Source organism: Limosilactobacillus portuensis (assembly GCF_014838735.1).
In the GTDB taxonomy this organism is placed as follows: Bacteria; Bacillota; Bacilli; order Lactobacillales; family Lactobacillaceae; genus Limosilactobacillus; species Limosilactobacillus portuensis.
In genome coordinates this window covers 37,898-53,145 of sequence record NZ_JABUXQ010000016.1, presented here as the reverse complement: position 1 = coordinate 53,145, position 15,248 = coordinate 37,898, and the positions used below count along the sequence as shown (strand labels likewise).

13 protein-coding genes are annotated in these 15,248 nt (G+C 40.9%); 11 read left to right on the top strand and 2 right to left on the bottom strand.

The window, feature by feature from the left end; translation table 11 throughout:
• Positions 1-105: 105 nt before the first annotated feature.
• On the bottom strand, positions 106-471 hold the full coding sequence (locus HUK49_RS06605; RefSeq protein ID WP_191913123.1) for a MerR family transcriptional regulator: 366 nt from the start codon (positions 469-471) through the stop codon (positions 106-108).
• An 81-nt stretch (positions 472-552) separates the two neighbouring features.
• On the opposite strand from HUK49_RS06605, the gene HUK49_RS06600 reads away from it, so the two are divergent.
• The 5 genes from HUK49_RS06600 (at position 553) to HUK49_RS06580 (ending at position 8,660) form a co-directional block, all read left to right on the top strand.
• A complete protein-coding gene (locus tag HUK49_RS06600) occupies positions 553-1,308 on the top strand; it encodes an SDR family NAD(P)-dependent oxidoreductase (RefSeq protein WP_191913122.1) in 756 nt (251 codons plus the stop codon).
• A gap of 302 nt (positions 1,309-1,610) precedes the next feature.
• On the top strand, positions 1,611-4,547 hold the full coding sequence (locus HUK49_RS06595) for a YSIRK-type signal peptide-containing protein (protein ID WP_191913121.1): 2,937 nt from the start codon (positions 1,611-1,613) through the stop codon (positions 4,545-4,547).
• Positions 4,548-5,099: a MucBP domain-containing protein gene (locus tag HUK49_RS06590; RefSeq protein ID WP_191913120.1), complete on the top strand. Its 552-nt coding sequence runs from the start codon at positions 4,548-4,550 to the stop codon at positions 5,097-5,099.
• A 6-nt stretch (positions 5,100-5,105) separates the two neighbouring features.
• Positions 5,106-7,496 carry a mucin-binding protein gene (locus tag HUK49_RS06585; protein ID WP_326515824.1) on the top strand — a complete coding sequence of 797 codons (2,391 nt, stop codon included), beginning with the start codon at positions 5,106-5,108 and terminating at the stop codon, positions 7,494-7,496.
• A gap of 165 nt (positions 7,497-7,661) precedes the next feature.
• Positions 7,662-8,660 (top strand): hypothetical protein, encoded by a 999-nt coding sequence (locus HUK49_RS06580; protein ID WP_191913118.1) that lies wholly within the window; start codon positions 7,662-7,664, stop codon positions 8,658-8,660.
• 108 nt (positions 8,661-8,768) lie between these two features.
• On the opposite strand, the gene HUK49_RS06575 is transcribed toward HUK49_RS06580, so the two are convergent.
• The gene (locus HUK49_RS06575) at positions 8,769-9,752 is read right to left on the bottom strand and encodes an aldo/keto reductase (RefSeq protein WP_191913117.1); all 984 of its coding nucleotides are present in this window, start codon (positions 9,750-9,752) and stop codon (positions 8,769-8,771) included.
• A gap of 577 nt (positions 9,753-10,329) precedes the next feature.
• Between HUK49_RS06575 and rsmG the strand changes: the two genes are divergently transcribed.
• The 6 genes from rsmG to ychF are packed head-to-tail and all read left to right on the top strand — an operon-like array spanning position 10,330 to position 15,055.
• Positions 10,330-11,055: a 16S rRNA (guanine(527)-N(7))-methyltransferase RsmG gene (gene rsmG, locus HUK49_RS06570; protein ID WP_191913116.1), complete on the top strand. Its 726-nt coding sequence runs from the start codon at positions 10,330-10,332 to the stop codon at positions 11,053-11,055.
• A gap of 18 nt (positions 11,056-11,073) precedes the next feature.
• Entirely contained in the window at positions 11,074-12,048 is a 975-nt protein-coding gene (locus HUK49_RS06565) for a nucleoid occlusion protein (RefSeq protein ID WP_191913115.1), read from the top strand.
• Positions 12,049-12,059: 11 nt separating this feature from the next.
• On the top strand, positions 12,060-12,830 hold the full coding sequence (locus HUK49_RS06560; protein WP_191913114.1) for a ParA family protein: 771 nt from the start codon (positions 12,060-12,062) through the stop codon (positions 12,828-12,830).
• Positions 12,817-13,704 carry a ParB/RepB/Spo0J family partition protein gene (locus HUK49_RS06555; protein WP_102168565.1) on the top strand — a complete coding sequence of 296 codons (888 nt, stop codon included), beginning with the start codon at positions 12,817-12,819 and terminating at the stop codon, positions 13,702-13,704. Before HUK49_RS06560 ends, HUK49_RS06555 begins: the two co-directional genes overlap by 14 nt.
• 15 nt (positions 13,705-13,719) lie before the next feature.
• Entirely contained in the window at positions 13,720-13,920 is a 201-nt protein-coding gene (locus HUK49_RS06550) for a DUF951 domain-containing protein (protein WP_003716214.1), read from the top strand.
• 37 nt (positions 13,921-13,957) lie between these two features.
• The gene (gene ychF, locus HUK49_RS06545; protein ID WP_102168566.1) at positions 13,958-15,055 is read left to right on the top strand and encodes a redox-regulated ATPase YchF; all 1,098 of its coding nucleotides are present in this window, start codon (positions 13,958-13,960) and stop codon (positions 15,053-15,055) included.
• Positions 15,056-15,248: the final 193 nt, after the last annotated feature.

Genomic DNA, 15,248 nt, shown 5'->3' with positions numbered 1-15,248 from the left:
AAATAGTGGTGCCCATTAAGGTCCTTCTTTCTAATGGAATGTTGTGGTAACACCATTAAAGACCTTGATGGGTTTTTCTGTCTACTTAAATGTTCAACTTAAATTTTACAATCTGCCAAATGCTCTCCTATTTTTTGAATAGGCGGCTAATTCATTCATTTTCCAGGTCAATCTTGCCTCTAAAACCTTATCGATCTTAATTTCGGATTTTAGGTGCCTAATTTGATTGGTTAAGACAAACTGAAAATCACTTATATGATTAGCTGATCGGAGCTTCTTTATCTGTTGTAGTGGAAATTTAAATTCTCGATATTTTAATATACGGGCTAGATTTTCTATGTCTAAGTCATCGTAATAATGATATTTATTAGTAGCGTTAACTTTTCCGTGAATAATTCCAATTTTTTCATAATATCTTATAGTCTCACGACCAATCCGAAATATTTTTTGTAAATCTTTTGAAGTATACATATTCTGTACTCTCCCTTGACTTGGTGGTTAGCACCACCCTTAAACTGAAGATACACAAGTATTAAGGATGGTGAACTTATTATGAAAGGAAATGTCTTAGTTATAACTGGTGGTTTAAGCGGTATTGGTAAAGGAACTGCTTTAGAACTAGCTAAAGAAAATTTAACAATTATTATTCTTGATGTACAGGATAAAAAGGCACCTGATGTAATTAAACAAGTTGAATCGCTTGGCAGTGAGTGTAAATACTTTCATTGTGATCTTACTAAACGTCAAGAGGTCGATAGTGTATTTGAACAGATAAGAAAACAGTACGGACGTGTGGATTATGCATTTAATAATGCTGGACGTGGTATTTTGTCAAAGCCGTTTGCTGAAGTAAATGATTCTGAGATTGATTCTTTGATTGACTTGGATATTAAAGCTGTAATGTATTGTATGATCAATGAATTAAAATTTATGACTAAACAACACTTCGGACGAATCGTGAATACTACTTCTGGTGCTGGGTTAGTTGCTGGTAAAGGGATGGCTCTTTATAGTGCTTGCAAGCATGCGGTTGTGGGCTTAACTAAGGCAGTAGCACTTGATTACGCTAGGGAAGGAATTACGATTAATGCAGTTGCTCCAGGAACAATTGCCACTGAATTAATTTTGCCTTACAAAGAAACGGCACCTGAAGAATTCAAAAAGTGGGAAAATTCTAATCCGATAGGGCGGTTAGGTAAACCAGCAGAAATTGGTCATGCAGTTAAATTCTTTTTTGAGGATGGATCAGAATTTGTAAATGGCGTTATTTTACCGGTTGATAGTGGCTGTGTCGCTGGTAATTTTTAAAACTTATAAATAATATTAAAGCATTTATCAATTAAATTTGATAAGTGCTTTTTTGATTACATTAATTAAATATTAATTTAAATGACTTAATGAAGAATGCCTTTAGACAATTTTGATTAAATAAATAGGAAAAATATTTCATATGTTTTTCAACTGATAAGGAAAATAAATGTTGATATAACAGTATTTATAAGTAAGACATTAACAATTAATAGTTTTCTGAATTCAGTTTTGACTTTAAGAGATTTACAATAATGGGGAAATGGAGTAATTGAATTATATAGTTTGGGGGAGTGTTAGAAATGCTATCGAAAAATAATGTGAAAATGTTAACAGAAAAGAACGTGAATAAACGTCAACGGTTTGGCTTGCGAAAACTAACGGTTGGTGTGGCTTCAGTTCTGCTTGGAACAACTTTCTTTATGGGAACTCAAGTGGCACAGGCTGATACTTCTGCAAGTTCCTCAACAGAAGAACAGCCAGTATCGCAACAGGTAACTTCGACAGGGAAAAATGAGACTGCTACGACTGGAAACGCTGTTCAACTGACTAAGCAAACGACTGCTACGCCTACTGAGGGGAGGTCAACAACTAGTCAATCTACCACTCCCGTTAGTGATCATAATTCTGCTACCCAGGCGATAAATGTAAAGGCAGCAACGGAATCTGTTACTAGTCAAGCTAATGCTAAGCAAGTTCAAGCTGAATTAGCTCAAACTGCTGATGCTGAAATCACTGATAATGGGCAAACCGAGGTTACTTTAACTCATGGCCAACAACAGGACCGACGTACGTTAGCTTTTAGTATTGTTGCAAAAGCGGGCGATAATGTAACAGTAACTACTCCAGAAATTTTCGATGCTTCGGCAGATAGTGATCCTTCAATGGGAGTATCAGTCGTTGAAAATAAGGTTGACTCTGGACAATCATTTACTTACAGTTTTACCGCTAAGTCTAATAATTCATATAGTTTAAATATTATTCTGAAGCCGTTAGTCAACGACTGGGCACTTTTACCTGCCGGAAATAAGTACGCTGTTAACGTTGAAAAGAATGGTAATAAAATTGCTCAATTAGTTTATACGATTGATCAGCCTGCTGTAATTACGGATTCTAAAGTTTCGGTTGATCCCAATCAACATGGTAATTTAGTTCAAGGACAGAAATATGCAATTGCGGTTAACCTTCCTAATACTGGTGCTAACGATGGAGATAATTTTAAAGGGACTGTTACTGTTCAGGTTCCTGAGGGGTTCCAATTAGAATCAAATAGGGGTTATGGATTCGTTTCCGCAACTAATTATGGAAATACGGATCAAACTCTTCCTGATAGATTCACATCGATTAGTCAACCAGGTGATACAGGAACTCCAGTGGTAATTGGTATCGATAACGGGAAAAGTCTTTTAAATAGCGACCTAATCCTTTTCTGGGGAACATATACGAAGACCTTGACTGCAGAACAAAATAATTTTAAAGTTGATGTTTCATATCAAACTGAAAATAATGGGAAGGTAGAGACGCTTGTCCATACCTTTAACGGCACGACTCAAGCAATTAATTTACCGGTTACTGATGAACAACGCTCCAGCATAACACCAATAATGAACTTGCCTGAAAAGGTTGATACCGATAATGGGACAGCTAATGGGCAACACCAATCAGATGAAACTGATAAGTATAAGTATCCTGGTGGTTGGTCATTTAACCTTAGAAATGACGGTAATGTTGAACAAACTAATGTCAAACTACACCTTGATGTTGAACCAGGAACTATTTTTAAAGGACCAATTAATTTAACAACTACTAATGAAAATAGTGGCTTTACAGTAACGACAACATTAGTCGACGGTTCAAAGCTCAATCTCAATACTGCTGTTGTCTCAGGTAGTGATAATAATAGTTATAATGCAATAATTAATGATCCAACTGCTAAGGACGGTTCAAATATTAAAGCAATTGATATTAGTTTCGACCAAATTCAAGCTGGATCAGGAGTCGATATTACCCTAAACAGTAAAGGGGCGATCCTGTCGGCAGCAACCACCAAGAAAGTCGGCGATCAGGCTGAATATGGTTATAAGGTTACTTCTGACCAGGGGATTGTAAAGTCGGATGCGAAGGATATCAAGATTGCTGCTCCCGATCCGATTGAACAGGATTTAAGCTTTGCTGGATATAGTTATGGATTTACTAATGGTAATTATGATAAAAATGCTACGGGTACGGCTGCGTTAAAATCAGGACAAATTGGTTATAAGATTGCTCATTCTAAAGAGGATCTTACGCGGCCAAGTTCATATCTATTAGTGATTCCGGCTGGGTTCCATGTTATTTCAGAAAGTGATATGGGAGTGATGTACAAAGGTAAGTACTTAAGTGCTCCGCAGGCAAAAATAACCGCTTTAGGGGCAATTGGACCAGCAGGGGAATATGTTTATCGTTTGGATCTATCATTTACACCAGGAGATGACGGCAATGGAACTCCAGTATATGTTCAAAAGGCTGATAATGTTCCATTTACTTTAGGCATTAATAGTAATCAGGGCCCTGCTACTTATCAATATGGACATGATTTTGGATATCCTCAAGGAATCGCATTAACAATGGAAATAGCAAAAAAGGGAACACTAGTACCACATGATAATAACCAAGGAGCTGATTTTAGAACAATTACATTAGGTGGGAAAACCTATGAGGTAATGCCAGAAAGTAATGGTTGGCATTGGGATCAAGGTTTTTCTGATGCTACCTACACCTTCCTTGGACAATCTCGTTACGGTTCGGACAGTGGAATTAAAAATAACCATGAAGCTAGTTATCATGATGCTTTTGTAACTGGATCGACTAACTTTACTTACAGCGCTAACCAAAATGGGGTTCCTGACGCAACATATTCTAATGGTCAAATTCGGTTGACTAATATGTTAACTGATGGTGGGACCTCAAATTACTCGTATAACGTTATTAATCTACCAGCTGCCTCAAACGGCGATCCAATTACCCTTAACTTGACTGGCAAAGGAACTATGATTGGTGATAATACTGGTAGTTCAGAATTACTGTATTCATTAACGCCGGTTACAAAGGGAAACAGTTTAACCGAAGCTGATTTAACTAATTTTGTAACTGCTGATCAGATCACTGACTGGTCAAAAGTTCGTGCGGTATTGCTTAAGTCTAATAAGTTGACGAATGGTGCGGTTATTAATGCTTATATCTCATTCACTGTTAGTTGAATGCAAGATGGTAAGGAATCGGTTGATTATGATCTGCAAAACCTCTTTACGGGTGATCATAAAGGATCCACGTTTGATAATAATGGGGTAATGCCACTTCATGTTGATCGTTATGTTCAAGTAACTACTAATTGGTATAAGCAAGATGCCAATGGTAAGCCAACACCAATTAAAAGTTCAGTAAATGTTAATGTAGAATCGGGAAAGAACTATAGTACAGATCCGTTAAGTACAGCTGAAATTCCACAAAATTATCATTTGCAGGAAATACCAACTAACGCAACAGGAACTACCGGAGCACAAAATATTATTGTCAACTATATTTATGTTCAAAATGCTGTCCAACAAGCTCAGCTTAATTTTGTCGACGACGATGATCCTTCCAGCACCAAGATGCCAGCTTCAATTTCTGCACAAGGCGATGCAGGGAGTGAGATTAACTTTAAGAATCAAGAGGGAAAGTCAGTTGCTGAGATTGTTGAGGGACTTAAAGCCGACCATTATGTACTTGCAAAAGGCGGTGTAGTAACTAATCCATCTTCAACTGATTGATTAACGATCTTCGGTACTTACGATTCTGATGATCAAACTACCCAGTCATTTACCATCCACTTTACCCACGCTACTCAGCCAGTAACAGAAAATGCAACAGCATCTGAGAAGATCAAGTATGTTTATAGTGATGGTAAACAACAGGCTTATAAACCATATGAATGTGTGATTAAATATAGTCATTCAGGAACTAAAGACCTTGTAACAAATAAGACTAAGTGGAACGGTGCAACCAAAGATAATCCTGGCGGTTGGCAGATGACTGATGGCTCGACGGCATTTGTTGATATGCTTTCACCAAAAATTGCTGGGTACACACCTGATTATGCAAAAATTCCTGCTCCTGAGGTTAAACTTAAGGAATTAAAGAAGGGAGCAGATCAAGGAAATACGTTTACTGTTACTTACAATATTGATCAGCAAAGGGCTACACTTAACTTTGTCGATGAGAATGCTACTGGGAATGAAACTAAGAACCCGGCAACTTCGATTTCTACAGAGGGTGACTCGGCTACGACAATTAACTTTAAGGATGTTAGCCAAGTTATTAGTGGTTTAATTAATAAAGGGTATCAGGTTGATAAGGTCGTTAATGATACGGATCTTAATAAAGACTTAGGACAAGATTGGACTACTGCTTTTGGTAACTTTGATCAGGGCGAGACCACGGATCAAACATTTACAATTTACTTGAAGCACCAGACACAATCAGTAAAGGAAAACGCTCAAGTAACTGAGACGATTAACTACCTTTATCAAGATACGAAGCAATCAGCCCATGCTCCATATACCAAGACGGCTACCTATACCCGGACAGGAACTAAGGATCTTGTAAGCAACCAAACACAATGGGACAAGGCTGGTTGGACAACCAAAGATGGGCTAGCTTCTATTGATTCACCTATAATTGATGGTTATACGGCAGACAAGACTACTGTTGCTGCACCAAAGGTTGATACGACTAGTTTGAAGGATCAGGGCAATGTAACTCTTACTCCAATCAACGTTTACTACACCAAAAATGCGACTGAGCAAACTGCTATTTTGAATCTCGTTGACGACGATGAACAAGGTACGGCAATTGGTAATTCAGTTACAGCTACCGGTCTTAGCGGTACGCCAATTAAGTTTGCAGAGATTGCTAGTTCAATTAAGAAGCTAGAGGATCAACACTACCAACTTGAAAATATGACCAGCGGAACTGAAAATGTTAATAAGACTGCATTACTAATGCTTCTGTTGGCAACTAATAATAACCAGGTAAAGATTTCTGATAATACTGATTGGTCAACGATCTTTGGTAACTTTGATGATGACGATAATACTAACCAAGTATTTACATTGCATTTCAAGCATGATCATGGTCCGGTTGTTAACAAGATTGTTACCGAAACAATCCACTATGTTGGCACGCCAACTGCACTTTCTGATCATCAAGCAAGCTTAACCTTCGTGGCAAACGATGGTAGTTATCGTGACTTGGTTGATTCAAAGCTTGATCACATTAGTGGGTGGCACCTTGATGGAAAGACGACCGAAACAGGTAGCTTTGCGAGTGTCACTAACCCACAAGTTGATGGTTACCATGTAGTTTCAGCAGTAACGAGTGATGCTCAGAATGCCCTTGAAGGCAACCAAGTTAAGGCATTTGACGGGATTAAGAGTGACTCTAACAATATTGAAGTTACCGTAACCTACGCAAAGGACGAACCAGTAACGCCAATGACAGAGGAAGTTTCTGACAGTAAGACCGTCACGGAGACAATTCACTACGTTTACAGTGACGGAACTAAGGCTCATGATGATTATGTTGCCAGTGAAGTCTTTACGCGAACTGGAACGAAGAACCTGACAACGGGTAAGACGACCTGGAATGCATGGACACCGGCTAGTGCTGAATTTAAGGCAGTTCAATCTCCAATTATTGCTGGAGCAACACCAGATCAATCACAGGTTGCTAAACAAACTGTTGCTGCTAATAGCGGTGATGTGGTAATCACGGTGACATATACTAAGAGTCAACAACCAACTACTCCTACACAACCAACGCAGCCTGAGCAACCGACGGTACCAGCTCAACCAACGACTCCTGAAAAGCCAGTAATTCCAGTTGAACCAGTAACACCAACCAAACCTGTTCAACCAGAATTACCAAATGAACCAGTAACGTCAAGCCAAGCAGTTCAACCGACTAATTCAGTTCAGGTAACTAAGGAACAAGTTAGTCAACCGGCTGCAACGATTAGTCCAGTTTTGTCGAAGTCGACAACTAAGGCATTACCACAAACGGGTAATGAACAAAAGGCTGGTTTAATTGGCCTAGGATTCGCTAGCCTATTAGGTGCACTTGGTTTAGGTGCTTTGATGAAACGTCATGATAGTGAGAAAAAGTTTTAACCTTAAATTAAAGGCTTAACAGAAGAAGCTCTATTCGGAAGTTTACTGAATTTCTGAATAGGGCTTTTTAGATCATAAAGGATATTTAAGAATTTTCTGGAGACTCCTTTTAAGCCTATAAAGAGTGATAAAATATACTGGAAGTTTGTGGGGAGGTTAATCACTGTGAGCAATAACGATTCAGGAAGCAATGCCAAAGCAAAGATTTCGTTTGATATTAAGAATGTCAAAAAAACAGCTGATACTGAGGGAGAACCTTCAGCAAAGCAACCCGTTTTTTCGATTAAAAGTGGTCAAACTGATCAAGCAGGAAAGGCTGAAGAAAATCCAGGAACACCTGTTAATCAAAACCCGGTTAGCCAACAACCGGTATTTGACATCCATACTGATACTGAACAAGAAAATGGGGATGATTCAGTATCAATAGCAAGTAATTCGTTAACGAATGCTGAATCAGCACCACAGATTACTGTTCAAAGTAAGGTGCCGGATTCATCTGTTACTGATTTGGAATCACAAGCAATTACATTAACCCGTGATGATTTGAAGAAGTCCTTAACACTAGCTCAGGATTTTTCGTCAGCTAGCGCGCAAATGTCAGAAAGTTTAGAAGAGAAAGAAGTTCAAAACTCAGAAATTAATTCTGAAAATACGGAAAGTCCTCTTGACTCTTTGATGGCGTTGAATCAAGAATTATCCAAGCTTCAACAGGAGTTAGATGCCAATTCACTTTCACTGGCATCTAACAATAGCGAAAGTGAAACGCCAAACGTTGAACAGTCGTTAACCCGGGAAGCATACCGAAGCTCGGTAAGTGAAACGCAAAACGAGCAAGAAAGTATTGAGACAAACGAATCTACGTTAGCACAATCGCAAGAAAGTCAGGTTGCTAGGCTACAACCACCACGTCCACCAAAGATTGATGGTGAAAAGGTAAAGCCAATCTTTGCAACTCCCGAGGAAGAGCAAAGTAAATCAAAACAGCCTAAAGTTGAATGGAACGGTCCCCAGGTGCAAAGAAAAAAGAACAGCAGTCATCACGTGTCGAAACTCAATCTTCGTCGCGGGTTCAAAACACAACAAGCCATTCGCGGAGTGCTAGTCGGCGAACTAATAACCATCAGTCGAAAAAACAATCAGGCGTCCTTGGCAAGAGCTTTTTAGCAATGCTGGGATTTGGCCAAAAAGATGAATAATAAGTCAATAAATAGAATAGAGGCTGAGAAAAGACGTTTCGTTTTTTCTCAGCCTCTAACTATTACTGAAAATTTATTAATCTGGATCCTTTAGTGATTTACCGCTCTTGGTATTCTTAAAGTGGTTGAAAGCTAATTCAATGGTTTGGTACTCATCATCTGTTAAGGTAATGTCCATTGCCTTAGCGTTAGCGATAACTTGCTTGGCCTTCTTGGCACCGGGGATGACGACAGAGATGAGCGGATTCTTTAAGTACCAAGCTAAAATAGTTTGAGCAACGGTAGCATGATGAGCATCTGCAATGTCACGAACCTTATCAACGGCATCAAGAATGCTGCTGTATCGTGGCTCCTTGAAGTCTGCAATTTGACTCCGAATATCATCTTCAGGAAAACTAACGTCCTTAACGTATTTACCTGTTAATAGTCCTGAAGCTAGTGGGAAGTACGGAACAAAGCTGATTTGATTATCATGCAGGTAATCAAGCATTCCCTCTGTCAAATGATCCTGGTGAAGGAGACTAAATTCGTCTTCAACGACATCAACGTAGCCATCCGCGTTTGCTTCTTTAATTTGGTCTAGACTAAAGTTAGAAATACCAATCGCCCGAATTTTTCCTTCTTCCCGAAGCTTTTGTAGAGCACCCACGGCTTCAGCTTTTGGCGTGTCATGATCAGGGAAGTGGATGTAGTAAATATCGATGTAATCTGTCCCTAATCGTTTAAGACTCTTGTTTACTTGGTCAGTTAAAAATTTAGGATCATTATTGATAACTTCTTTTCCAGTAGAAAAATCATGGGCACCCTTAGTTGCGATGACAATTTTATGACGATCGTAATCCTTGATTGCTTGACCAACTAATTCTTCTGAATGACCAAGACCATAAACATAGGCTGTATCTAAGAGGTTGATCCCGTTATCAAGAGCAGCCTTAACTAACTTGATCCCGTCTTCATCCTTAAGGTCAGGGAAAAGATTATGCCCACCAACCGCGTTAGTGCCCAGGCCAAGCGGGTTTGCGACAACATCAGAACGACCAATTTTAACAGATTCTACCATTATATATGCCCCTTTCAATTTACTTGTAAGCGAATACATACAACTATAATTATTATATCGTGAATTATATTGAAAGGCGACTAGAGAGTAGGGAAATTGCGTCAGTTTAAGAAAAATTATAGAATGGGGATCCTTGGCAGGGGCGAGAGGCTGACAGTAAAATGTTGGCCTTTTTTCTTTGGGTAGAGTTGATGGATATGGTGAATGAGGAACTGCTGCGGCTGAGTCTAAACGTGTTCGCCGTGACCGCAACTTCCGCCTGGGCAACTTGAGCTGAGATCTGCGCAGTAGCTGATTGACTTCTTTCATCAACGAGTTGATAGCAAGAAGCCTAATCAGCCTTGCGAGGGTTCACAGACGAAAACAAGTTTTCTGGTTCACTCCTTCGCCAGGGACTTGCTAGAGCTAACAACCTCCCTCCTAGGCGCAAAACACCGTTGTCGGGAGAAATTGTTAGCTTTCCGCAAGTCCTTTGCTGGCTCGCATTCTATCTATTTTCCCCTTGAAAAAACCTACTAATTAAGTTACAGTAGTAAAAGACGTGAAACAAAATTGTTTCACGAAAGGAGAAGTTAAAATGAATCCAGAGCAATTTCAGCAGGCACTTGCGGAACGGGGAATTAACCTTAGCGATGCGCAAATGAAGCAGTTTGCTGAGTATTACGACTTACTAGTCGCAACTAACGAGCATGTTAACTTAACACGAATTACCGAGAAAAAGGAAGTTTACCTTAAGCACTTTTTCGATTCTATTAGCGGAGCGTTTGCAGAGCCAAAGTTAATGACTGATGAATTAACGCTTTGTGACATTGGCGCTGGCGCGGGGTTCCCATCGATCCCATTAAAAATTGCGTTTCCACAGCTAAAGGTTACGATTGTGGATTCACTAAATAAGCGGATTATCTTTTTACAAGAGTTAGTAGATCGGCTAGGCTTGTCTGATGTTACCCTTGTTCATGATCGAGCTGAGACTTTTAGTGCTAAAAAAAGCGATCATCGTGAGCAATACGATATTGTCACAGCTCGGGCGGTTGCGCGATTGGCGGTTCTGAGTGAATTATGCCTGCCAGCAGCAAAAGTTGGCGGTGAGTTTATTGCTTATAAGGCAAGTGCTGCCCCAGAAGAAATTCAGCAGGGGAGAACGGCAATTAAGAAGCTTGGGGGACAAATTCGGAAGACGGTTAAACTAGAACTACCGGAAACTGATGAAGAACGAAACATTATTGTTATTGATAAGGTTGCAGCTACTCCCAAGAAGTTTCCACGACGTCCAGGATTGCCAAGTAAGAAACCAATTCAATAAAAGTGAGGGAGAGAGAATATGGCGTTTTCATTATTCGGTATCGGTAAGGATCACTCTGGCGATACAAAGAATAAGGTTGTTGAAATTAAGGTTGATCAAATCATTCCCAACCGGTATCAGCCACGGAAAGTCTTTGATCAAGATTCAATCCGTGAATTGGCGCAAACAATTGACGAACACGGTTTGCTACAACCAATCGTTGTTCGTGAATATGAGTCAGCAAAGTATGAAATCATTGCCGGTGAACGACGGTATCGTGCGGTGAAATTATTAAACTGGGATACTGTTCCAGCGATTGTTGAGAAGATGAGCGATAAAGAAACCGCCTCATTAGCTTTGATTGAAAATCTCCAGCGGTCACAATTAAGTTCTGTCGAAGAAGCACAGGCTTACCGCCGGCTAATGGACTTAAATCACTTAACCCAAGCAGCACTGGCAAAGGGAATGGGGAAGAGTCAATCCTTTGTTGCTAATAAGCTCCGGTTACTGAAGCTGATTAAACCGGTCCAAACAGCGATCCTTGACCATCGAATTTCTGAGCGGCATGGTCGGGCGATGCTGGATCTGGACGAAAAGCAACAACGGGAAATGTTAATGCGAGTCGTTAATGAACGGTTGACGGTTCGCCAGACTGAAGATGAAGTTGCCCGGACTCTTGGTCGACCATTACCGTCAGAACTTGCTAAGCAACGGGCTGAAAAGAAACGGCAAGAATTAGCTGATCTTGAAGGGATGCCAACCGAGGAACCAACCACCGAAGAGGCCGTTGAGAGCTCAAAGCAGGCACAACCAAAGAAAAAGAAGACTAGTAAACGTCCAAAGAAGAGTGCTACTAGTAAGCAGTCTGCGAAGGCTAACGATGCCCGGCTGGCTTTGAACACCATCAAGAAATCAATTAAGCTAGCCACTGATAATGGCTTTACTATTACGACTCACGAAAAAGATGATGATGATACTTACCAATTAGTTATTGAAATTCCGAAGAAACAGTAGGAGGCAGAAAAATGGGGTATGTTATTGCATTAGCAAACCAAAAAGGCGGCGTGGGTAAGACAACAACAAGTGTTAACCTAGGAGCTTGTTTGGCAGACGCTGGTAAAAAAGTCCTCCTGATTGATCTCGATCCTCAGGGAAACGCCACAAGTGGGTTGGGAATTGATAAGAAAGATATTGATGAGAGCGTTTATGACGTTTTAATTAACGATGTTGATCTGAAAAAAGTGATCTTGCACTCAAGTCATCAGGGCCTAGATATTGTTCCAACTACAATCGCCCTTTCTGGTGCGGAAGTTGAATTAACTAACCTAATGGCTCGGGAAACTCGGTTGAAGGATGCTTTTGGTGATGTTAAGGATGAATATGATTATATTCTGATTGACTGTCCGCCTTCTCTTGGCTTGTTGACCATTAACGCTTTTACCGCTTGTGATTCGATCCTGATTCCGGTTCAGAGTGAGTACTACGCTCTTGAAGGGTTAAGTCAGTTGTTAAATACCATTAAGCTGGTTCGCAAACACTTCAATTCTGCTTTGAAAATTGAAGGGGTATTATTGACGATGTACGATAAACGAACAAATCTGGGTCAGCAGGTTAACGCGGAAGTCAAAAAGTACTTTGGTGACCAGGTCTATGAAACGATTATTCCACGAAATGTTCGGTTATCCGAAGCGCCAAGTCATGGACAAGCGATCGTTGATTATGACAAACGGTCAACGGGGGCGAAAGTTTACCAACAATTAGCAAAGGAAGTGTTAGCTCGTCATGGCGAAAAATAAACAAAGTGGACTAGGACGCGGGATTGAAGCGCTCTTCGAAGAAAATGATTTTAATGAGATTAGCGATAACGAAACGGTTCAAGACGTTAAACTATCGCTGATTCGTCCTAACCCATATCAACCACGACGGACGTTTGATCAAAAGGCGCTCCGGGAGTTAGCATCCTCAATTCAAGAATCAGGAGTATTTCAGCCGATCATTCTCCGTCAGCCGGATCCAAAGTTGAAACGGTATGAATTAATTGCCGGTGAACGGCGCTTCCGAGCATCTAAGCTTGCTAAACAAACAACGATTCCGGCCATCATTCGAACCATGAGTGATGAAAAGATGATGGAAGTTGCTGTTTTGGAAAATCTTCAGCGGGAAGACTTAACACCGCTGGAAGAGGCTCAAGCTTACCAGACATTAATGGATAAGCTGTCCCTTACTCAAGCTCAGGTTGCGGAACGACTAGGAAAAAGCCGTCCATACATCGCTAACTACCTGCGTCTGCTTGGCTTGCCAAATGAGATTAAGGAATTAGTTTCTGCCGGGAAACTATCAATGGGTCAGGCACGAACGTTATTAGGTTTGAAAGATCGCAAGCAATTGGTTAAACTTGCTAAGCAGGCAGTCGAAAAGAATTTAACCGTCCGCCAGCTTGAAGAATTAGTTTCCCAAATGAACGGGACAGCTGAAAAGAAACGGGCAAAACGTCGTCAACGGAAACCGGCCTATGTTCGTGAGGCAGAATCTCAATTACAAAGTAAGTTTGGAACAAAGGTTGCGGTGGCACCGAGTCGGAAGAAAAATGCCGGAAAAATTGAAATTCCGTACACTTCCGCTGACGACTTTAACCGGATTTTAGAAGTGTTAAACATTTCGTTAGATTAAGGAGGATGATCACTGATGGCAGCATATGATAAGGGCGATATTGTGATGATGAAGAAGCAACATCCGTGTGGTACCAATCGGTGGTTAATCACACGTGTCGGTGCGGATATTAAAATTCAATGCACCGGTTGCGGCCACATTGTGATGATGACACGGCAGAAGTTTGATAAGGGCTTTAAGAAGGTCCTGGAAAAAGCCGCTGAGTCTGAAGATTAGAAATAAAAATTAAATTGAAAAGGAAAGTGAACAACTTATGTCATTAACTGCAGGGATTGTTGGATTACCAAACGTTGGTAAGTCAACCCTATTCAACGCGATTACTAAAGCAGGAGCTGAAATGGCTAATTACCCATTTGCCACGATCGATCCGAACGTGGGGATGGTTGAAGTTCCAGATAGCCGTCTTCAACGAATTGATGAAATTATTCCAGCTAAGAAGATCGTCCCAACAACGTTTGAATTTACTGATATTGCCGGAATTGTTAAGGGTGCCAGCAAGGGTGAAGGTCTTGGTAACAAGTTCTTGGAAAACATTCGGCAAACCGATGCGATTGTTCACGTTGTCCGGGCCTTTGATGATAATGACATTACTAGTGTTACCGGGAAGGTTGACCCGATCGATGATATTGATACCATCAACCTGGAATTGGTAATGGCTGACTTGGATGCCGTTAACAAGCGACTTTCTAAGGTTCAACGGGCTGCTAAGGGTCGTGATAAGGATGCCCTAGCAGAATTGGATGTCCTTAACAAGATCAAGCCAGTTCTTGAAGACGGAAAGAGCGTTCGGTCAATTGACTTTAATGATGACGAAAAGAAGATCGTTAAGGGGCTCTTCTTGCTAACCAGTAAGCCAGTTCTTTATGTTGCCAACATCTCTGAAGATGACATGGCAGATCCAGATGCTAACAAGTACATGGATCAAATTAAGGAACATGTTAAGGATGATGGTGAAGTAATTGGGGTTGCTGCCGCTGCCGAAGAACAAATCGCTGAAATGGATGAAGCGGACAAGGCTGATTTCCTTGAAATGGAAGGTGTTAAGGAACCTGGGTTGAACCGGTTAATTCGTGCTGCCTACAAGCTTCTTGGCCTTGAAACCTTCTTTACTGCTGGTGGTCCCGAAACCCGTGCTTGGACTTTCAAGAAGGGTACCAAAGCACCACAAGCAGCCGGAATCATCCACTCCGACTTTGAACGGGGCTTTATCCGTGCCGAAGTGATGAGCTTTGACGATCTCGACAAGTTAGGATCCGAAGCTGCCGTTAAAGAAGCTGGTAAGCTCCGCCTCGAAGGTAAAGATTACGTCATGCAAGACGGCGACATTGTGGAATTTAGGTTCAATGTCTAGAGTGCGAGCCAGCAGAGGACTTGCGGTTGGCTAACGATGGCTTCTGGCGAAGGCGTGACTTGTTCACGTCTAGCCAGAAGTGCGTTAGCTCTAGCAAGGCCCTGGCGAGCAGATCTTAACTGTGTCGCGGTAGGAAACTCGGGCGAGCATGTTTCGACCATGTAGCCTAGAACGCTATCTTTAGCCGATTCCT